The sequence below is a fragment of the Bradyrhizobium sp. S3.2.6 genome, from assembly GCF_040546885.1.
Classification (GTDB): domain Bacteria; phylum Pseudomonadota; class Alphaproteobacteria; order Rhizobiales; family Xanthobacteraceae; genus Bradyrhizobium; species Bradyrhizobium cytisi.
Map to the genome: position 1 here is coordinate 152846 of NZ_JBEPOS010000003.1, position 21221 is coordinate 174066.

Here is a 21221-nt window from a genome sequence, read left to right on the forward strand (position 1 = left end):
CGACTGCGGAAATACGGAACCGTTTGTATGTATTCGCCGATGGTAAATCGAAATTGAAAACAATCGGTTAAATTGCCGGGACACAAAGCCGCGCCAAACGCTCCAGTTGCACCGATTTACGGGAAGTTATGACCGCCATGGTCAAATGCCGCCCACTCGGTCAATCCGACAAGAACAAGACGAGGCGGCATGTCCCTATCCTTCACCAACAGCATTGCGGTGCAGAGCCGCGCGCGGGCGCTGGTGCCGCTGTGTGTCGGCGCGGGCGCCTATCTCTTCTTCCTCTATATCGGCGACACGCTGCTTCAGGACTCCGACTCGTTCTGGCAGATCAAGATCGGGCAGTGGATCCTCGATCACCACACCCTGCCCTATACCGACTTCTATTCCTTCACGCGGTCCGGCGAGCCCTGGATCTCGACGTCCTGGCTGTCGCAAATCCTGTTCGCGGCCTCCTACGCGCAATGGGACTGGGCCGGACCGGTGGTCCTCACCGCGGTCGCGATTGCGGCGTCGGCTGCGATCTTGGTCTATCTCCTCGATGCGCATCTCGAAATTCCGCGCTCGGTGCTGTTCGCGATGCTGGCCGTGCTGCTGTCGCTGCACCACATCCTGGCGCGGCCGCACATGCTGGCGCTGCCGGTGATGATCGCGTGGGTCGGCATTCTCATGAATGCGGCCGACCGCAAGGTCACGCCGTCCTGGGTCTGGCTGCCGCTGATGTCGCTGTGGGCCAACCTTCATGGCGGCTTCGTGCTCGGCCTCGCGCTGATCGGCCCGATGGCGCTCGAAGCAATCTGGACGCTCGAGTCCGGCAAACAGATACGGCTGCTCGCGCGCTGGTTCCTGTTCGGCGTCGCCGCGATGCTCGCTGCCTGCGTCACGCCCTATGGCTGGCGCACGCTGCTGGGCGCGACCAACATCCTCAATCTCGGCGAGCTGCTGTCGGTCATCTCGGAATGGATGCCGGCGAATTTCGCCTCGTTCTCCGCCTTCGAAGGCGCGATCCTCGGCCTCATCGCAATCGGCCTGTTTCGCGGCCTCACGCTGTCGCCGCCGCGCATCCTGCTGATCCTGCTCTTCACCTGGATGGGGCTCACCCATGTCAGGAGCATCGAGGCCTTTGCCTTCCTGGTGCCGCTGGTGCTGGCCAAGCCGCTCGGTGAGACATCGCCGCTGCCGCAGATTGACGCGCAAACCAGCGAGAGCTGGGCAGCGCGCTACGTCACCATCACCGGCGCGCTGATGATCGCGGCCGCGGCCTGGACCACGACCTCGATCTACATGTCGCATCACCGCTTCACCTTCACGATGGACCAGACACCGGTCGCCGCCGTCGACCTGCTGCAGCAACGCAAGGCGCAGCGGATCTTCAACGCCTACCAGTTCGGCGGCTATCTGATCTCGCGCGACATCCCGGTCTTCGTCGACGGCCGCGCCGAGCTCTATGGCGAGAAGTTCGTGATGGACTTCTTCAAAGGGGTCGAGGCCAAGAAGCTCGATAACCTGACGCGGCTGCTGGACGAGTACAAGATCGACGCCACGCTGATGGTCGCCGACAGCCCGGCCGCCCAGGTGCTCGATCATATCAAGGGCTGGAAGCGGCTCTATGCCGACAACGTCGCCGTGATCCACGTGCGGGATGGCGTGGGCGATCCGGCCGCGCCGGCCAGGCCATGACCATCGCGGCCAGCCTCCCGATCGCGCGAGCCCGGCGCAATCTGGCGCCGCTGTGCGTCACGGCCGCGACCTTTCTGCTGTTGCTGGTGAGCGGCGACAGCCTGCTGCACGATCCCGACACGCTCTGGCAGATCAAGGTCGGCGCGTGGATCCTCGACCATCGCGCCGTGCCCTGGACCGACCTCTATTCGTTGACGCGCCAGGGTGATGTCTGGCTCTCGACCTCATGGCTGTCGCAAGTCTTGTTCGCGACCGCCTATTCGCATTGGGGATGGGCCGGGCCCGTCGTGCTGACCGCGGCCGCGATCGCGCTGGCGATGGGATTGCTGCTGACCTTCCTGCAGCGGCATCTCGAGCTGCCCTATGCGCTGGTGTTCTGCCTGCTGGCGATGACGCTGTCCGCGCCGCATCTGCTGGCCCGCCCGCACGTGCTCGCATTGCCGGTCATGGTTGCCTGGACCGGCGGCTTGATGGCTATGGCCGATCGCAGCCGCGCGCCCTCCTTCCTGCTGCTGCCGCTGATGGTCCTGTGGGCCAATCTTCACGGCGGCTTCGTGCTCGGGCTCGCCTTGATTGGCGCAATCGGCCTCGAAGCGCTCTGGCGCGCGGCGCCGGCGCGGCGGCTGACGCTCGCATTGCGCTGGGCCGCGTTCGGGCTCGGCGCCCTGGCGGCGAGCTGCTGCACGCCCTATGGCCTCGACACGCTGCTCGGTGCCGCCCGCATCCTCAGCCTCGGCAAATCCTTCTCCATCATCGCCGAATGGCGTCCGGCCGATTTCAGCTCGTTCAGCCCGTTCGCGGGCGCGCTGCTCGGCCTGCTCGGTCTCGGCCTCATACGCGGCCTGACCCTATCGCCGCCGCGCGTGCTGCTGATCCTCGGCGCCACCTGGATGGCGCTGGCGCATGTCCGCAGCATCGAGACCTTTGGCGTGCTGGTGCCTCTGGTGCTGGCGCAGCCGCTGAGCGGCTGGATCAGGCCCGCGTCGGACGCACCGCGCGGCTTGCGGATGGCTCCCGGCGCCCCGGCGGCGCTGGCCGCGGTGGCCATCGTGCTCGCGACCGCAAGCGCGACCGCGACCTTTGCGGCGCGTCACACCTTCGAATTCTCCACGGCGCAGACGCCGGTTGCGGCAGTCGATTTGCTGGCTGAGCGCAAGGCCGCGCGCATCTTCAACTCCTATGGTTTTGGCGGCTACCTCATCGTCCGCGACATCAGGCCTTTCGTCGACGGACGGTCGGAGCTATATGGCGAAAAATTCCTGATGGACTATTTCGCCGCCGAAGATGGCCGCAACGTCTCCGGCCTGCTGCGGATGCTCGACGACAACGGGATCGACGCAACGCTGCTGACGCCGGATTCGCCGGCGGCCCAGATTCTGGATCACATCAAGGGCTGGAAGCGGGTGTATGGCGACAAGATCGCGGTTGTCCATGTGCGTGACGATACGGAAGGCGCAGCCGCTGTGCCATCGAAGTGAAGACACAGCAGCTCCAGGAGAGCCGGTCATTCATCTTCGATCACGAAAACAGAAACGTCCCGATCAGCAGGCCCGCAGCGAACGCGAGAAGCCCCAAGGTGGAGGCTGAAACGATGCGGATGAGGATGCGAACCTGCTCCTCGTACTCCTGTTCTGCGGTCTTGTGGGACTGAGCCGCCATTACAACTGCCCTGCCATCGCCCAGATCGGGCGAATGTACGCGCGAGATTATGGCCAACGCGAGGCAAGTTTGGCCCCGTCGCGATGCCCTGTTCGTGATGTGGCCGGCATTTGTTCTACGGGGAGTATGGTTGAAGCCTCCTTTGAGGTTCGTTCGCCGGACGCTTATCGGACTGAATTTGCTCAGTTTGTGTTTTCGCGTTTTGATTCAAGCTGTCATGAAGCCGCGCGACCAGCTAGAGGTGCCGGAAGGCCAAATCGCAGAACTGCTCGCACTAAGAGCTTGGGCTTGCAAGCCCGCTGAGCGGCCGGTTCAACTCGTAGAGGTGATAGATGAGCGCTGCAGGTGTATTCGGCGGCGCATGTCCCGCATAGACCTCTCGCGCCGTCCAGCCCTCACCTCGAAGGCCCTCAACGAAATGGAATCTCTCGTCCCAATCCTGTAGCACCAGCAGATATTGCGGCTGGAATGCTTCCGCGATCTCTGCGACCGCTCTGGAGCGTTGCAGACCGACGCTCGGGTAAGTCGTTCGCTTGTGAAAATCCATCGAGGCAGGCGTCTTGAGTCCCACCAAATCGACCAGCGCAGTATGACCGGCGTAGGCGACGTAGCCGGCGTCGTGAACCATGACCATTGGCCGATCCGGCAAATTTGCATTCATCCATCTCACCACATCGGCAAGGCTTTCCCGGAAGCCGACGATATGGGTTCTGTAGTCCTCGAGTTGCGCCACAAATCCCTGCGGCAGGAACAAGATCGAAATCGCGACCATGCAAAGCGTTTGCTTGCGAAACGCCGAGGTGAGGCCACACGCAGTGCCAAACAGTACGAGCGGCGCCAGAACATACAGATAGCGTCCGCCATTGTGCACCAGGCCACTCGGAAATCTCCAGAAATAGGCACCAAGAAAGACGGCAACAAAGAGCGCAAGCATACGTCCAACCGCAACCGGTCGCATGAAGCGGAGACACAGGAAGAGAGGAAAGCTCATCAGGGCGCCTTGAGAAACTGCTGAAAGCATCAACAAGGATTTGTCCGACCAAGCCAGGTATCGTTCGGCGAAAAAGAACATCTTCGCGCTGATGGTGTTGGGCACCAATGAGCCGGTATCGATCCAATACCAGAGCAGGAAGGGCAGAGAAGTCAGGGCTGCGACCGCCGCGGCGGCAATTTTGAAGCCATTGGCAGCATCCTTTTCCCAGAACACGATGAGCATTGACGCAGCCGACAGCAAGCTGAGTTCCGGCCGAACAAACGGCATGACGCCGCATAGAGCCGGAAGCCAGAAGGTGCGCCTTTTGTCCGTAAGCAGTTTGATGTCCCACGCCACCGCGGCCATTGCCAGTCCGGTGTCCATCCCATTCAGGACTTGAAACAACGTACCGGCGAACACGAGACTGCCCAAGGCAATCAGCGCCGCTTCGAGCCGAGGACATCCGATGTTGAGGCACATATAGAATACGCCGAGCACATAGGTGACCGCACTGAGCGAGCTGAGCACATACAGCGCGGCAGTATCGGGATGCACCAGTTGCTCGAAAACCAGAAGCAGTGCGAGATGCGCGCCGCTCGTCGCCCCGACAAGAGCCGGCACTCCCTCATAATTCTGGTCTCGGCCAAGACGCAGAACCTGAGCGTTGTGCAGGTTGATGAAGGCATCGTCTGTCGGAAATGCCGCGCCTCCGTTCACGTAGTAGACGATCGCAAAGATGGCGATTGTGATGAGCGCGCAGGCTCCAGCATCGGTCCAGCGGCTCCTCAGTTCGCTCGTCATATGTCAGGCGATCCCGTTACCCTCTGTGGCCTGACTACAATCTAAGGTAAAACATTCTGTTAATACACCAATTGCTCCTCAGGTGATGAGCCCGCAAATCGGGGATCTAAGTTAGTGATGGAAGGCTTGGAGCGGCCGCGAAGTGAGACATCGTAGGGTGGGCAAAGCGACAGCGTGCCCACCACTTCTATCGCGATGCCGAGAGATGGTGGGCACGGCACAAGCGCGCCTTTGCCCGCCCTACGAGGCGGCACCAAGTTATTCGAGCTCATCAGCAGCGCGCGTCCCTCGCGTGTCCCGGACGCGCTGCAACGCTCTTGGCGTTGCTGCGCAGAGCCGGGACCCAGAAGGCCACGCGAACCGCTGCGGTATGGGCCCCGGCTCTGCAGCGCACCGTCAAAGAGGCGCTGCGCTGCGTCCGGGGCACGAGACCCGCCCAACAAAAAACGCGGCGTTTCCGCCGCGTTTTTCAATTCGATCTGCCGCTCGGAATTACGCCTGCGGCTGCGGCTCCAGGCCGGGATCCGGATCGGGCCGCGGGCGCGGCTTGCCGGCCGGGGGCACGGCGGAGGCGCGCGGCGTGGCCGGCTCGAGCACGGACTCGCGGTTCGGCTTCTTGCCCTTGAGCAGGTCGATGATCTCATCGCCGCTCAGCGTCTCGAACTCGAGCAGGCCCTTGGCCAGCGCCTCGAGGTCACCGTGCTTCTCGGTGAGGATGCGGGTCGCTTCCTTGTAGCCTTCCTCGACCAGGCGGCGGATCTCGGAGTCGATCTTCTGGACCGTCGCCTCGGAGGCATTCTGCGTCCGCGACACCGACATGCCCAGGAACACCTCGTCCTGGTTCTCGCCATAGGAGACAGTGCCGAGCTCTTCCGACAGGCCCCAGCGCGTCACCATCATGCGGGCAAGGCGGGTGGCCTGCTCGATGTCGGAGGCCGCACCGGACGTCACCTTCTCGCGGCCGAAGATCAGCTCTTCGGCGACGCGGCCGCCCATCATGATGGCGAGGCGCGAGGTCATCTGCTCCAGAGACATCGACAGCTTGTCGCGCTCGGGGAGCTGCATGACCATGCCGAGTGCACGGCCGCGCGGGATGATGGTCGCCTTGTGGATCGGATCGGTCGCGGGCACGTTGAGGCCGACGATGGCGTGGCCGCCTTCGTGATAGGCCGTCAGCAGCTTCTCTTCCTCGGTCATGACGAGCGACTTGCGCTCGGCGCCCATCATCACCTTGTCCTTGGCTTCCTCGAACTCGGCCTGGGTCACCATGCGCTTGTTGCGGCGCGCAGCGGTGAGGGCGGCTTCGTTGACGAGGTTCATCAGGTCGGCGCCGGAGAAACCGGGTGTGCCGCGCGCGATGGTCTTGAGGTTGATATCCGGCGCCAGCGGCACCTTGCGGACGTGAACCTTGAGGATCTGCTCGCGGCCGACGACGTCGGGATTCGGCACCACGACCTGGCGGTCGAAGCGGCCCGGACGCAGCAGCGCGGGATCGAGCACGTCGGGACGGTTGGTCGCGGCGATCAGGATCACGCCCTCGTTCGCCTCGAAGCCGTCCATCTCGACCAGCAGCTGGTTCAGCGTCTGCTCGCGCTCGTCATTGCCGCCGCCGAGACCGGCGCCGCGGTGACGACCGACCGCGTCGATTTCGTCGATGAAGATGATGCAGGGCGCGTTCTTCTTGGCCTGCTCGAACATGTCGCGGACACGGCTGGCGCCGACGCCGACGAACATCTCGACGAAGTCAGAACCGGAGATGGTGAAGAATGGCACGTTGGCTTCGCCCGCGACCGCGCGCGCGATCAGGGTCTTGCCGGTGCCGGGAGGGCCGACCAGCAGCACGCCGCGCGGAATGCGGCCGCCGAGGCGCTGGAATTTGCCGGGATCGCGCAGGAATTCGACGATCTCCTGCAGGTCCTGCTTGGCTTCGTCGACGCCGGCGACGTCCTCGAAAGTGACGCGGCCATGGGCCTCGGTCAGCATCTTCGCACGCGACTTGCCAAAGCCCATCGCCTTGCCGGCGCCGCCCTGCATCTGCCGCGACAGGAAGATCCAGACGCCGATCAGCGCAATGAACGGGAGCCAGGAGACCAGCAGCGAGACGAACCACGGCACGTTGTCGCCGGGCGGCTTCGCGGTGATCTGGACCTTGCTGTCGTACAGGCGCTTCACCAGCGTCGGGTCGTTCGGCGCATAGGTCTGGAAGCTGGAGCCGTTGGTGAAGGTGCCGTGGATGTCGGGACCCTGGATCACGACGTCGCGGACTCGGCCCTGGTCAACCTCGCTCAACAGCTGCGAGAAGGCGATGTCCTGCGAGGAGGCCCGCTGGCCCGGATTCTGGAAGAGCGTGAACAACGCCAACAGCAGCAAAACAATGATGACCCAGAGGGCGAAATTGCGCAGATTGGCGTTCATCGATCTTCCTTCGTGGTCGCGCGGATCGCGGCCTCATCCTTGGGCAGACTAGAGAAAATCCCCAAGGAATCCTCTCGGTTGGACGTATACAATTTAGGTGCCGCCCCCGTCGCTGCCAAGGGAACGAGATGGGACTATTTATCCCATCTTAGGCCGATTCCCGCTGAAATAATGGCGTCGAGGCCGGGGTTTTTCCTGCCTGGTTAAGGTGTCCTGACGGCGGGCGGTCGAAACGGCCGGTGTCATGATCCGCTCTTGTGCGCCCCTCTGCGCCGCCGGACCGGCGCCGGCGCGACGTGGATACGCCCTCCGGCAAGGCTGATCAAGGCTCCCGCCAGCGTCTGCTTCAGGATGGGACGGCCATTTCTGGATGCACGGGCGCCCACTGCAACGGCCTGATCAAGCGCGGCCAAGAGAGTTTCGACCTTGCCGAGTTCCGCCGGGCCCTCATGCCCGAGCGCGTCGATAGCCCGCAGCAGGAGCCGCAGCCGGACTTCTTCCGGCAGGCTCGCGAAGGCCGCAGCCTCGAAGCTGCGAACGCCCGGCTGTGGCGCATCGCCGCGATCCCGCAAACGGAGGAAGCGCTCGGCGCCGTCGGCCAGCACCTCGACTGCCGCGTTCGCCCGGGCGAGCCGCGCCGAAAGACGGACCAGCGTGCGGGCGTCGCCGCCCTCGGCTGCGAGCTGCGGCAGCAGCGCCCGCAGTCGCGGCCGCGTGAAGGCCGCGTCGCGGTTGGTGGGATCGTCCGCAAAGCCGATCCTGGCCCGCTTCAGCGTCGCGATGAGCTGCGACTTCGGCACGTCGAGCAGCGGGCGCGCCAACACGAGGCCGTCGCGCGTCGAAAGGCGCGCCATCGCCGACAGCCCGGCGATGCCGCTGCCGCGGAGCAGCCGCATCAACAGGGTCTCGGCCTGGTCGTCGCGGGTGTGGGCGGTCAGCACATGGCTCGCGCCGGCCGAGCGCGCGGCCTGCGCAAGCAGGCGGTAGCGGGCTTCGCGCGCTGCCGCTGGCAATCCTGTTGTCGGCTTTGCACCGCGCCAGCGCAGGGTCCGGTGCGTCAATCCGAGCTCAGAGGCGAGCCGCTTGACCTCGCGCGCCTCGCGCGCCGCCTCTGCCCGCAAGCCATGATCGACGGTGACGACGGTGAGCTCCGGGCCGCGCGCGAGGCTGCGCCGCCAGCGCGCGGCGAGCCACATCAGCGCGATCGAGTCGGGCCCGCCGGAGACCGCGAGCACCAGTGCGGGCGCAGCTTTCAGCTCGGCGAAGAGCCGCTTCGCCGCGCGTGCGGAGATCGGAGAATTGTCGTCGTCGGACATGACACTGCCTGGCAATCGTCAGACCGTTTAGCGCAGCACGATCCACCTTGTCAGCGTGTGGTGCGGCGCCTCAGCACTTCACCCGCTTCTGCTCGCGATCGACGGCGGCTTTGACACCGGCGGAGGCGCGCGGATATTTGCGGCCGACCTCGCCGAAGGCGGCGCAGGCGGCTTCCTTCTCCTTCAGCGCGGCGAGCGACTGGCCGAGCCGCAGCAGCGCATCCGGCGCCTTGGCCGATTTGTCGTACTTGGTGGTGACAGCGAGGAAGGCTTCGGCGGAATCGCGATATTGCTGGCGCTGGAAATAGCTTTCGCCGAGCCAGTATTGCGCGTCGCCGAGCAGCGGGTCACCAGGATACTTCGCCGCAAAATTCTTCATGGTCTGCTCGGCGAGCGCGTAGTCCTTGCGCTGCATGTAGCCGATGCCGAGGTCGAACTCGTCGCGCGGCGTCGCCGAGGGCGGCAGTGTCGCGAGCCCGGTGCCGCCGGCTTGCGGCGGATAACCCTGTTGCGCCGGTGGAGAGCCGGGCTGGGCCGGTGCCGCTGCCTGCGGATAGCGCCCGCCGTTGTTGGAGAGATCGAGCGGCGCCCCCGCCGGCATCGGCTGCTGACCGCCACCGAGCGCGCGCGGCGCGCCGGGCGCATTCGGTGTCTGGCTCGGGTCGAACGCATCACCACGGCGGCGCATGCTGGGCGCGCCGGGGCCCGGCTGCTCCTGAACGATCGGCGCGGGAGCCGCGATCTGCGGCTGCTCGTAATTCGGCTGCGCGGCCTGCTGCTGCGGAGGCTGCTGGCGATAGGCCGGCGCGACCTGGGCCGGCGGCACCGCCGCGGCGTTGGGCTGTGCCGGCGCCTGTCCGGGCGCGCCCTGCGCGCCGCCCTCGAGCGCCCGCAGCCGGTCTTCGAGCTGGCGGTTGCGATATTGCAGCTCTTCGTTCTGGCCGGTGAGCTGGCGCAGCTGGTTCTCCAGCCGCTCGATCCGCATCTCGGGGTCGCCGTCGTCCGACTGGGCGAATACGGGCGAGCATAAAGAGAGCAGCGCGGCGATCGCCACGGTGCCGTTAATTGCCTTGAATTTGGATGACATCTTGCCCTGACGACGAAAACAAAATCTGCGACGGAACACGCGACGCGCCACACTTTGAAAGGCAGTACGCCAAAAATGTGACTGGCACCACGGGGTTTCTGTCACAGATCGCTGAAACGAAACCGGCGCCCGAGAGGGCGCCGGCATATTCGGTTTCCAAAGATGAACGGCTGCTGACTAAGTGTCAGGAGCTCGCGTTCAGCACGGTCACGGCGCGACGGTTCTGCGACCAGCAGGAGATGTCGTTACACACGGCCACCGGGCGCTCCTTGCCGTAGGAGATCGTGCGCATGCGGTTGGCATCGATGCCGCGCGAGGCGAGGAACGAGCGCACCGACTGGGCGCGGCGGGCGCCGAGCGCGATGTTGTATTCGCGGGTGCCGCGCTCGTCGGCGTGACCTTCGATGGTGAAGGAGTAGCGCGGATAGGTCTGGAGCCACTGCGCCTGCTTCTCCAGCGTCACGATCGCCTGCGGGGTCAGATCGGTCTGGTCGCTCTCGAAGAACACGCGGTCGCCCACGTTCACGACGAAGTCCTGCTGGCTGCCCGGCGTCGCCGCGCTCGCATTCGCGTCCATGCCCACGTTCTTGTTGGCGCAGGCGCCCATTGACAGAGCGATGGCAAGCACCGCGGCCAGCTTCAATCCCTGGAGGATACGCATAGGATATTTCATTCCGGAGCCTCCACGCTCACGTTCGTCCACTGCTGTCCGGTCTACAGGGGGTTGGTTAAGCGAACGTTCCGTCAACCTTGACGGAACCTTGCCTCAGCCGGTCAAATGCCCCCAACCAGCGAAAAGCACCCATTGTGGTTAATGGGTTGTAAATGTGGCGCGAGGGTGAAGGCAAGCCGTGTTAGCCGGCAAAATCCCCGGCTCCGCTGGAATTTTGGGCGCGGGGACTCCGGCGGGAACCGGCGTGGCCCGATCAGGCCACGGTAATGGCCGGAACGAGCACCGGCCGGGACACGGCCTGGGTCTGGGCGGCACGGTCGAACAGCATCCTTCGCTCAAAGGCGCTCGAGCGCATGATGGGAAAGCGGGTCAGGACCCGCTCCCGGAGTTTTGCGAAATCGGAGGCCATCAGGACCACCTTCCTCGAATGCCAGCCCGGGAACGGACGCGGCTCGGTGAGGGTCTCGTGCAGGAAGATCCGGCGATAAAACGCCTGGTGGTCAGTACGCACCATCGCCAGTCCGAGATCGGCATTGAAATGATCGCAGGCGAGATAGGCCAGCCGCAGCGTCAGATAAGGGAGCTCGTGAAACCGCTGGCTCGTGTCCGGATCTGCTGCAAAACGCGCGGGATCGACGAAAACTTCGCCTCGATCGAGGCGAGAGTTGAGAACATCGCCGAACAATTCCGTGGTGTAGGACATCCGCCGTTCTGACGTCAGGACGTGAAGGCGCAGAGAACTGCAGAGTTCTCCGTCGAGATAGATCCCGAAGATCCAGGCGTTGGGTGCATCGTCGTAAGTGTCGATGATCCGTTGAGATGCCGATGGTGAGATCAGCCCGCCGTGCAGATACGCCCTGTAGCGCATCGCGTAGACGGCATCACGGTCCTCGGGAGTTTCGATGAGGCGATAGTCGAGGCGGTCGAACAACCCCGCCCCTCGCATTTCGAGCGGCGCGCGCGGCTCGGCTCCTGACTTCATCTCATACTCCCGCCCACTCAGGGCAACTTCCGCGAGTGTGGGCGAGATTAATGACTCCTTAACCGAATTGCAAAGGGTTCGAACCGTTAGGGTTAAGGATCATCGCCCGCAAAACTCCGGGGAAATACAGGGAAACATGGAGGAAATGGCGACGGCCGGGAGCGCGACGCTAGCCAAACGACCGCGAGGAGATCGAGACGATCTGAGCGTCTCCGATGCGGCGACCATGCGAGGCGTCGAGCAATTGACGGATCCGGACCGCCGGAACGGGCCGGCTGAACAGGTAGCCCTGCCCTTCGGAGACCGTGCCGTCGGCGCTCACGAGTTCGAGCTGCTCGTTGGTCTCGATGCCCTCGACGACGACCGCCATGCCGAGGTCGGCCGACAGCCGCGCCACGCCGCGGAGCAGCGTCAGCGGGCGGTCGGTGTCGATGCCCTCGAGGAAGGAGCGGTCGATCTTGACCTTCTGCATCGGGAAGTTGTGCAGGTAGCTGAGGCTCGAATAGCCGGTGCCGAAATCGTCCAGCGAGATGCGCACGCCGAGCGCGTGCAGCTGCGACAGGATATCATGGGTGAGCTGGGTATTGCGCAGCAGCGAGGATTCGGTGATCTCGATCTCGAGGCGGTGCGCGGGCAGGCCCGAGACTTCGAGCGCGTAGCGGATCTCGCTCAGCACGTCGCGCTGGTGGAATTGCTGCGGCGAGAAGTTGACGGCGACGCTGACGCCATCCGGCCACTTCATGCATTCCATGCAGGCGCGGCGCAAGATCCAGCGACCGAGATCGACGATCAGGCCCATGTCCTCGGCGACCGGGATGATGTCGACCGGCGAGACCGTGCCGCGCACCGGATGATTCCAGCGCAGCAGCGCTTCGCAGGTGGAGATCTTGCCGGTCTTCAGATTGACCAGCGGCTGGTAGAACAGCTCGAACTCCTCGTTGGCGAGCGCCTTGCGCAGGTCGAGCTCGAGGATGCGCCGGGCCTCGACGGTGGCCGCCATCTCGTCGCGGAAGAAGCAGAACGTGCCGCGGCCGTCGGCCTTGGCGCGGTAGAGCGCCATGTCGGCGTTCTTCAAAAGCGTGTCGGCGCTGACGCCCTCCGGCGAGGTCAGCGCGATGCCGACGCTGGCGCCGATCTCGACCAGATGATTGTCGATGCGGTAGCGCTCGCTCAGCCGTTCGACGATGCGGCGGGCAAGGCTGGCGGCATCCTCGGCCGCATTGATGTTCTGCTGGAACACGACGAACTCGTCGCCACCGAAGCGGGCGACGAAATCCTCCGGCCGCAGCATCTCGCGCAGCCGGTTGGCCACCGCGCAGAGCAGCTGGTCGCCGCAGGGATGACCGAGCGTATCGTTGACCTGCTTGAACTGGTCGAGGTCCACGAACAGCAGCGCGGAGAGCCGGTCGGAATGACGCGAGGCCGCCAGCAAGGAATCGATCTCGTTGCGGAAATGGACGCGGTTGGGGAGCGCGGTCAATTCGTCGTAACGGGCAAGATGGGTGATCTTGGCCTCGGCATTGCACCGCTCGGTCACGTCTTCGAGCAGCAGCACTGCGCCGCCGTCGGCCATCGGCTGGACCGTCCAGGACAATGACCGATTTCTCTCCGCGTCCGGATCGACGGTCACGATCTCGTTCGCGTGCGAATTCTCGATCTCGGTGACGATCATCTCGCCGCTCGCGGCCGAGATCGAGCCCGAGCTGACGCACGCGGCCAGGATATCACGCGCGCTGATGCCGTTCCGGGCGAGATCGCTGGGGAGGTCCAGCATCTCGCTGAAGCGGTGATTCATCACCGCGAGCTGCCTGTCGACGCGGAACATGCACAGACCGTGCGGCATGTTGTTCAGGGCGGTATCGAACTGGCCCGCAAGCGCCGCTTCGCGCTCCCGAGCCACGACCGCGCGCATGAATATTCTGTGCAGATTGGCCGAGAGCTGCATGATCGCCAGCAGGAATGCGGCGCTCACGAGGGCCATGGCGATGTAGTAGGGCGTACCGTGCGACGCGAGCGCGATGACGGCGGGACCGAACATCAGGCCGGCCTGCAGATGGTATATCGATGGCCGTCCGTAGGCTCGTCCAGCGCCTCCCCCGACGATCCCGGTGGTGATGGAGAGGGCGATCATGTGGACGACGGCGTCGTCAGTGCTCACCAAAGCGAGCCCGCACCATGTTCCAATTGCACCGGCCTGGATCAGCGCGCCGATCAGGTAGCGCCTTTGCCAGAGCACGGCTTCTTCGGCGGTCAGGGTGGCTTTGCGCGGCAGGAAGCGTCGCAGATCGAACAACCGGAGAGCTCCGGCCAGGATGATCAGTGCCACCGTCGCCCAGGTCAGGTTTTGTCCGGTCCTCAGCGCCGTGATGGCGGCCCCGATGGCGACGAAGACGATACCCGCAAGCAACGGACCGGGCGCTTCGAACAGGGAATCATTCAGCGCCGCCGACACCGGGGGCGCCGTCTGTCCTCGATCGGATTTTCCGGTCTGGTTTGCGAACTGCATTTTGGTTTTGTACGCGCGTCCTGTTTGACGGGTACTTTTACCCAGACCAGATGAAGCCTTTCTGAGGGAACATCGTTAAAGTCGAGTTGTTTTTCGGCAATAGCGAAACTGTTTCTGCTGGAATATCAAGCAACTAGGCAAGCCTTGCCGGGCTCAAGGTGAATGAAAGCTTGCCGCGCACGCAGAAACCCGAAAAATCGGCGCTTCTTTTCGAAAAACATCGCGCGTTGCGGGACGCGCGCGATCTATTGACCTGCAGTCGCGGACAGCAGCGGCGACCACGCCGGATCGGAGGCGAAGCCCGGCGTCGGCACCTTCAACTCGTTGCGGCCGGAGATGTCGACGGAGAACAGCGACGGCCCGCCATTGCCGCCGGGGTCGCGGAAGAACATCAGCACGCGGCCGTTCGGCGAGAAGGTCGGGCCCTCATTGTGATAGCCGGAGGTGAGGAGCCGCTCGCCGGAGCCGTCCGGCTTCATGACGCCGATCGAGAACTGCCCGCCGCCCTGCCTGGTGAAGGCGATGTAATCGCCGCGCGGCGACCATACCGGCGTCGAGTAGGTGGCGTTGTTGTCGTCCTTGGAGAAGGAGATGCGCTGCGCCTGTCCGCCGCCCGCCGCCATCACATAAATCTGCGACCTGCCGCCGCGATCGGACTCGAAGCAGATGCGGGTGCCGTCCGGCGAGTAGGACGGAGACGTGTCGATCGCCGGCGTGTCGGTGAGGCGCGTGGTCGAGCGCGAGCGCAAATCCATCACGAACAGGTTGGAATTGCCGCCCTGCTGCAGGCTCATAATGACGCGCTGGCCGTCCGGCGAGAATCTTGGGGCAAAGGTCATGCCCGGGAAATTGCCGACGATCTCGCGCTGGCCGGTCTCGATGTTGAACAGATAGACCTTCGGATCGCCCTGGCCGAACTCCATATAGGTGATCTCTTGCGAGTTCGGCGAGAAGCGCGGCGTCAGCACGAGGTCGGCGCCACGTGTCAGATAGCGCACATTGGCGCCGTCCTGGTCCATCATCGCGAGCCGCTTGACGCGGCGCTCCTTCGGCCCGGACTCGTCGACGAACACGACGCGGCTGTCGAAATAGCCTTTCTCGCCGGTCATCTGCTCGTAGATCTGGTCGGAGATGATGTGGGCGATCCGGCGCCAATATTCCGGCGAGGTGAAATATTGCTGGCCGGCGAGCTGCTGGCCGGTGACCACGTCCCACAGGCGGAATTCGGCCTTGAGCCGGCCGTCCGGCTGCCGCGTCATGCGGCCGGTGACGAGAGCCTGCGCGTTGAGGGTCTTCCAGTTCTGGAATTGCGGCGCGACGTCGATGTTGCTGATGCGCTCGATGAAGGCGGCCTGGTCGATCGGAGCGAACAGGCCCGAGCGCTTCAGATTGTTGGTGATGACCTGCGTGACGCCGTTGCTGACATCGCCGTCGGCTGGCGAGCCCGCCACGAAACCGGTGATCGCGATCGGGATCGGACGAAACTCCGTGGGATCGATGCGGAGCCGCCCCTGCGGAGCTTGGGCGAAGGCACGTCCGCCCCCGAGCATCGCAAGCCCCGATCCGGTCAGGGTCATGAAGCGGCGGCGGTTGATCGGTCGGACGTCATTCATCGGAAAATTCTTTTGTTCGGATATCACAGCGTATCGTTGAGGGTGAAAGTCGTCTCGATCTTCTTCCAGGTTTCGTACTGCTGCTTCGGCAAGAACGAATAGACCTGACACTGCACGATGGCACGCTTCGCGCTTTCGGCAATGGCCTGGGCAATCGACCGCGACGGTCCCCTCACCGCAACGATGATCGGCTCTGACGCCAGCGTTCCGTCGATCTTCATGGGAATGTCGATGTCAGCCGCATACTGATCTGCGTCCTGCCCGTTGTACGTGGAGTTGAAGCAACGTCTGACCGCCGTCATGAACGCGCCCCGCCAGGTCGCGACGTTGTTGTTGGCGGTTCCGGTTGTCGACCCAAGGGAAGCCGACGCGTTCAGCGCTGTCCCCGTGAGCTCGTGCCGCGTCGAATCGCGCTTGTCGAGGTCGCGAGCAATCTGTGCAGGATCGAACGTGCGTTCCTTGGGCTTTGGCTGCTGCTGCGGCTGCACGGCCGCGACCTTGGGTTGCGGCGGCTTGGGCGGCGGCTTTTTTGTCTCCAGTTTCTTCTGGAGCTCGGCGATCGGATCTTCCTTGGCCGGATCAGGCTTCTTTTCTTCCGGCTTCGGCTCTTCCTTTGGTTTGGCCTCGGCAACGGGTTTCGGCGGCTCGGGCTTCTTCTCGACCGGCTTCTCGACGGGTTTTGGCGGCGGCTCCGGCGTCGAATTGGTCTTGATCAGCTCTTTCTTCTCGGTGACCTTGCCGACGGCGTCTTCCTCGGGCTTGGCCTCGGCGATCTTCTCGACCTTGGGCTTCGGCTCTTCCTTCTTGCCGGTCTTCTGCCCATTGGTGATTTGCGCCAGCTGATCGCTAGAGATGATGTCGATCGGAAGCGACTCTTCCGCCGGTGCGAAAGCGCTGCTGCTAAAGGTGATTAACCCCCATCCAAACACGAGGACGTGGAGGGCAATCGACGCAACGAGTGTCTTGTCGACGTTCACCTTCACCGGCTTAGGACCCCTGATCCGCCTCGGTGACGAGCGCCAGCTTCTTGAAGCCCGCGCCCGACAACAAGCCCATCACCCTCGCCACCGTGCCGTAATCCGCCTTCTTGTCGGCACGCAGGTAGATGCGTTCCTCGAGCCCGCCGCGCGCGTCCGTGATCGCCTTCAGCTTCGGGATCAGATCGGTCAGCGCCACCTCGGCGTCGTTGATGAACACCTTGCCCTTGATGTCGACCGACATCTGCAGCGGCTTCTGGTCGTTCTGGTCGAGGCTCTTGGCCTGGGTCTGCGGCAGGTCGAGCGGCACGCCCACGGTCAAGAGCGGCGCCGACACCATGAAGATGATGAGCAGCACCAGCATCACGTCGACCATCGGCGTGACGTTGATCTCGGCCATGACCGGCTTGCGCCGGCCGCGGCGTCCGCCGCCTCCGGACGAACTGGCTACGTTCATGCCCATGGCTTGGTGCCCAATCTCGCCTTCACACTATACATACCGTCCGTCAGCCCCGCTCGTCGATCTGACGCGACAGAATGGCCGAAAATTCATCAGCGAAGCCCTCGAGCCGCTGGGCCTGCCGGTTCACCTCGGAGGTGAACTTATTGTAGAAAATAGTGGCAGGAATGGCGGCGATAAGGCCGACCGCGGTCGCAAACAGCGCCTCCGCGATGCCGGGCGCCACCACCGCCAGAGAGGTATTTTTCGACGCCGCGATCGACTGGAAGCTCGACATGATGCCCCAGACCGTGCCGAACAGGCCCACGAAGGGGCCGGCGGAGCCGACGGTCGCGAGCACGAGGAGCCGGCGTTCCAGCCGTTCCACCTCACGGGCGATCGAGACGTTCATGACCTTGTCGATGCGCATCTGCAGGCCCGCGACCGAGCGGGCGTGGCTTTCGAAAGAGCGCTTCCATTCGCGCATCGCGGCGACGAAACAGGCCGCCATGGAATGGGTCGGCTTGGCCGAGAGCGTGCGATAAAGCTCCTCGATCGACTCGCCGGACCAGAACGCCTGCTCGAACCGGTCCATCGAACGCCGGGTGCGCGCGTAAAGAAAGATCTTGTCGATCGCGATGGCCCAGACCCAGACCGAGCAGGACAGCAGGCCCAGCATGACGCATTTCACGATCCAGTGAGCCTGCCAGAACAGCGCGATCAGCGACACGTCGGCGGAGGCGGCAACCGGAAGGGCGGACTGAGCCACGTCGGCCGGATTCATCAGCAGTATCCTCTCAAGGCGATCGTTACCTATGCCCCGGTGAGCCGAATGGCGGCCGGTTCCCCAACAGCCGCGCTAGCACCGGCGCGGCCGGCAAGCCCGTTCAAAGCCTTGTCTTTCTGGGGTGCAGGGGCTTGTCCAAAGCCGTCGCCTGCATTCCCCGCCAAGATGTCAAAACTAAGGGCCTCGACTAAGCCTTTGGGCGCGACTTACCGGCTTTTACCTGACCCCGACGATGGTTAATGCGGAGTTACCGGGACCGCATTTGGCTGCGAGAAAGGTAGGCAATGCAGCGGTTTGGCAAGCTGCGGGCGCGGCGGTTGCTCACACCACGGCTTGGAGGAACCAGCTCTCGCCCCGGTGGATTATCCGGACGTTCATTTTTGGCGAGGTTTTGCCATGACCATCAACCCCAAGACGACCGCCGCCATCGGCGAGCACCCGCTCCACCCCATGCTCATCCCGTTTCCTGTGGCCTTCCTGGTCGCCGCGCCCATCGCGGACCTGGCCTTCATTGGAACCGGCGACGGCTTCTGGGCCAGGGCCGCAATGTGGCTGATCGGCGCCGGTATCGTCATGGCGCTGGCTGCCGCCGTCGCCGGCTTTACCGACTTCTTGAGCGATTCCCGCATTCGCAACCTCAACGATGCCTGGTACCACATGGCCGGCAATCTCACCGCGGTCGTGCTGGCCCTGATCAATTTCTATCTCCGCTACGCGCAAGGCGCCGAGGCCGCGATCAAGCCGTGGGGCGTGGTGCTCTCGCTGATCGTCGTCGGTATCCTCCTGTTCACGGGATGGAAGGGCTGGGAGATGGTCTACCGGCATCACGTTGCCGTCGTGGACGCCCCGGGCCAGACCAGTTCGGAGCCGGTCACGCCGCACCATGGCGGCGAGAGCCATCGGCGCGCGGCTTGAGCGAGCGGGACGTCAACGGCAGAACCGCAAACCCGGTCCCTCACCACTTCTCCTTCGAGGTCCGGACGTCGAGCTCGAACGACCAGGCCCGCTCGGGCTGGCGGTAGAGGAATTCGAAGGCATCGACGATGCCCGCGATGCTGATCAGGCTGTCCTCGCGGCCTGCGGCGTCGGGAAAGCGCGAGAAGATCTTGTCGCCGGCGATCGCGCCGTCGACCACGACATGGCCGACATGGATGCCGTCGGGCGCATATTCCTTGGCCATGGCCTGCGCCAGCGTGCGCACGCCTGCCTTGGCCGAGTTGAACGCGCCGTAGCCGGAGCGTCCGCGCAGCGAGGCGCTGGCGCCGGTGAAGAGCAATGTGCCGGTCTTCTTCGGCACCATGCGGCGCACCGCCTCGCGGCCGAACAGAAAGCCGCCGAAACAGACCACGCGCCAGGCATTCTCGAAATAATCGGCGTCCATCTCGATGATCTTTCCCGGCGTGTTGTTGCCGGCGTTGTAGATCGCGAGGTCGAGGTCTTCGCCGGCGGCATCGAACAAGGCGGTGATGTCGCTCTCTTTGGTCGCGTCCGCGACGACAGGCGTGGCCACACCGCCGGCCTTTGCGATGTCGTCCACGACCGCCTGCAACGCCGACGGCGTCCGGCCCGCGACGATCACTCTGAGCCCCTCGGCAGCAAAACGCTTGCAGAGCTGGGCGCCAAGGCCGCGGTCCGGTCCGACGCCGATCACGATTGCTGTCTTCATTGCACGCTCCGACGATTGAACGCTGATGAGGAGGTGACTGGCTCAGGCTGGGGTGAATGGCTCACGCCGCAGAAGCAGGGTCGGGACAGTTCGTCGCACGCTGCGCCTGGTCGCGTATCGTCTGCCAGAGACTGTTGTTGGTCGCCGTCGCAGCCGCCATCATCGCCGCCTCCGGTACTTTACGTACAGATCGAATATAGGCCGTGGGCAAGCCGCGCGCCACGCCACGTCAGCGGAACTGTCGCTATCCGAGCACCATGCCGCAGGTCCCCGTGAGGCTACGTGCTTGCAAGCCAGGCATCCGGGACCATATAATCGTTGAATTGTCGGCCGACGCAGCTTTGGCCGGGGGATGTTGACGCAAAAGCATCTCTTTTCGAGACCCCGCGGTGGTCAGCCATCCGCGGGTTTTTCGTACCCGGCGGCCCTCGCTGCCGACACGAGACCCCTCACCCAAGGTCACGCCTAGACATGTCGCCCAACGCGCCCGCCGACGACCAACACGACGACATCATGTACCCCTCCGCCGTGCCGTTCCTGCTGGTCCATCTCGGCTGCATTGCGGCCATCTGGTCGGGCGTCACCTGGCAGGCTCTCACGATCTGCGGCTCGCTGTATGTCGTGCGGATGTTTGGAATTGGCGCAGGTTACCACCGCTATTTCTCGCACAAGGCCTTTGCGACCGGCCGGGTGTTTCAGTTCATCCTGGCCTGTCTTGCGCAAAGTACCGCGCAGAAGAGCGTGTTGTGGTGGGCGGCCAAGCATCGGCACCATCATCTGCATTCCGATACTGAGCACGATGTGCATTCACCGCGTCAGCGCGGGTTCCTGTACAGCCATCTCGGCTGGATCTTTGACCGGCGGCACGACACGACCGACCTGGTGAAAGTCGGCGATCTCGCGGTCTATCCGGAGCTGATGTGGCTGCATCGGCTTGAGCTTCTGCCGGCCGTTGCGCTTGCGGTGCTCTGCTTCCTGGTTGCGGGCTGGTCGGGTCTGGTCGTCGGTTTCGTGTGGAGCACGGTGCTGGTCTATCACGCGACCTTCTGCATCAATTCCCTCGCGCACGTGCATGGACGCAAGCGCTACGTGACGGGCGACGATTCCCGCAACAACTGGCTGCTGGCGCTGCTCACTTTGGGCGAGGGCTGGCACAACAATCACCACGCCTACCAGAGCAGCGTGCGACAAGGCTTTCGCTGGTGGGAAATCGACGTGACCTATTACGTCCTGAAGGTGCTGTCCTGGTTCGGAATCGTCTGGAACATGAAGACGCCACCCGAGCTGGTGCTGCGCAACGAGCAGCCGCTTGGCGCACGTGTCATCAATCGTGCGGCCCGCGAGCTTGCCGGGCGGTTCGATGCGCACGCTCTCGCGCACGCGATCTCGTCCGCGCTACAGCGGGCCGAACTGGCCGCGTTGCAACTGCCGACGCTGCAGGACATCCTCGTTCGTGCGCATGACGGCGTCGATGCGCTGACACACCTGCATCTGCCGAGGATTCCGACCCGCGACGAGTTTCTCGCTGAAGCCAAGGCGATGTTCGCGCGGACCCGATCACTCAACGAGATCGTCGACCACGCCTACGAGCACTTCCTGACGTCGGTCCGCGCGCAGCTCGTGACAGTGCGCTGAAGCTCGCGGGGC

17 protein-coding genes are annotated in these 21221 nt (G+C 64.0%); 4 read left to right on the forward strand and 13 right to left on the reverse strand.

What is annotated here, in order from left to right; all coding sequences use genetic code 11:
- The first annotated feature begins 189 nt into the window (after window positions 1-189).
- Together ABID58_RS08485 and ABID58_RS08490 are read left to right on the forward strand one after the other, a co-directional pair.
- A complete protein-coding gene (locus ABID58_RS08485) occupies window positions 190-1680 on the forward strand; it encodes a hypothetical protein (RefSeq protein ID WP_354032303.1) in 1491 nt (496 codons plus the stop codon).
- Complete coding sequence (locus ABID58_RS08490) at window positions 1677-3158, forward strand: hypothetical protein (protein WP_354032304.1); 1482 nt, start codon at window positions 1677-1679, stop codon at window positions 3156-3158. Before ABID58_RS08485 ends, ABID58_RS08490 begins: the two co-directional genes overlap by 4 nt.
- Before the next feature lie 40 nt (window positions 3159-3198).
- Here ABID58_RS08490 and ABID58_RS08495 read toward each other — a convergent pair whose 3' ends face one another.
- From ABID58_RS08495 to tolQ, 12 genes are all read right to left on the reverse strand, one after another.
- Window positions 3199-3339 carry a hypothetical protein gene (locus ABID58_RS08495; RefSeq protein WP_187435172.1) on the reverse strand — a complete coding sequence of 47 codons (141 nt, stop codon included), beginning with the start codon at window positions 3337-3339 and terminating at the stop codon, window positions 3199-3201.
- A gap of 274 nt (window positions 3340-3613) precedes the next feature.
- Window positions 3614-5113, reverse strand: a complete 1500-nt coding sequence (locus ABID58_RS08500) for a DUF8728 domain-containing protein (protein WP_354032305.1) — start codon at window positions 5111-5113, stop codon at window positions 3614-3616.
- Window positions 5114-5605: 492 nt separating this feature from the next.
- Window positions 5606-7528, reverse strand: a complete 1923-nt coding sequence (gene ftsH, locus ABID58_RS08505; protein WP_148753998.1) for an ATP-dependent zinc metalloprotease FtsH — start codon at window positions 7526-7528, stop codon at window positions 5606-5608.
- Between the two features lie 242 nt (window positions 7529-7770).
- Entirely contained in the window at window positions 7771-8844 is a 1074-nt protein-coding gene (tilS, locus tag ABID58_RS08510) for a tRNA lysidine(34) synthetase TilS (protein WP_354032306.1), read from the reverse strand.
- Between the two features lie 70 nt (window positions 8845-8914).
- Entirely contained in the window at window positions 8915-9931 is a 1017-nt protein-coding gene (gene ybgF, locus ABID58_RS08515) for a tol-pal system protein YbgF (protein WP_354032307.1), read from the reverse strand.
- A 184-nt stretch (window positions 9932-10115) separates the two neighbouring features.
- On the reverse strand, window positions 10116-10604 hold the full coding sequence (pal, locus tag ABID58_RS08520; RefSeq protein WP_148754001.1) for a peptidoglycan-associated lipoprotein Pal: 489 nt from the start codon (window positions 10602-10604) through the stop codon (window positions 10116-10118).
- Window positions 10605-10857: 253 nt separating this feature from the next.
- Window positions 10858-11586, reverse strand: coding sequence for an N-acyl amino acid synthase FeeM domain-containing protein (locus ABID58_RS08525; protein WP_148754002.1), 729 nt, complete (start codon window positions 11584-11586; stop codon window positions 10858-10860).
- Between the two features lie 169 nt (window positions 11587-11755).
- Window positions 11756-14092: a putative bifunctional diguanylate cyclase/phosphodiesterase gene (locus tag ABID58_RS08530; protein WP_148754003.1), complete on the reverse strand. Its 2337-nt coding sequence runs from the start codon at window positions 14090-14092 to the stop codon at window positions 11756-11758.
- Window positions 14093-14337: 245 nt separating this feature from the next.
- Window positions 14338-15705 (reverse strand): Tol-Pal system beta propeller repeat protein TolB, encoded by a 1368-nt coding sequence (tolB, locus tag ABID58_RS08535; RefSeq protein ID WP_187435174.1) that lies wholly within the window; start codon window positions 15703-15705, stop codon window positions 14338-14340.
- A 23-nt stretch (window positions 15706-15728) separates the two neighbouring features.
- Entirely contained in the window at window positions 15729-16688 is a 960-nt protein-coding gene (gene tolA / locus ABID58_RS08540) for a cell envelope integrity protein TolA (RefSeq protein WP_148754005.1), read from the reverse strand.
- Window positions 16689-16692: 4 nt separating this feature from the next.
- Window positions 16693-17145 carry a protein TolR gene (gene tolR, locus ABID58_RS08545; RefSeq protein WP_148754006.1) on the reverse strand — a complete coding sequence of 151 codons (453 nt, stop codon included), beginning with the start codon at window positions 17143-17145 and terminating at the stop codon, window positions 16693-16695.
- 43 nt (window positions 17146-17188) lie between these two features.
- Window positions 17189-17905: a protein TolQ gene (gene tolQ, locus ABID58_RS08550; protein WP_027532430.1), complete on the reverse strand. Its 717-nt coding sequence runs from the start codon at window positions 17903-17905 to the stop codon at window positions 17189-17191.
- Between the two features lie 399 nt (window positions 17906-18304).
- Here tolQ and ABID58_RS08555 point away from each other — a divergent pair, with 399 nt between their 5' ends.
- A complete protein-coding gene (locus ABID58_RS08555; protein WP_354032308.1) occupies window positions 18305-18823 on the forward strand; it encodes a DUF2231 domain-containing protein in 519 nt (172 codons plus the stop codon).
- Between the two features lie 40 nt (window positions 18824-18863).
- On the opposite strand, the gene ABID58_RS08560 is transcribed toward ABID58_RS08555, so the two are convergent.
- Entirely contained in the window at window positions 18864-19574 is a 711-nt protein-coding gene (locus ABID58_RS08560; protein WP_148754008.1) for an SDR family NAD(P)-dependent oxidoreductase, read from the reverse strand.
- A 471-nt stretch (window positions 19575-20045) separates the two neighbouring features.
- On the opposite strand from ABID58_RS08560, the gene ABID58_RS08565 reads away from it, so the two are divergent.
- Window positions 20046-21209, forward strand: coding sequence for an acyl-CoA desaturase (locus tag ABID58_RS08565; RefSeq protein WP_354032309.1), 1164 nt, complete (start codon window positions 20046-20048; stop codon window positions 21207-21209).
- Window positions 21210-21221 lie beyond the last annotated feature (12 nt).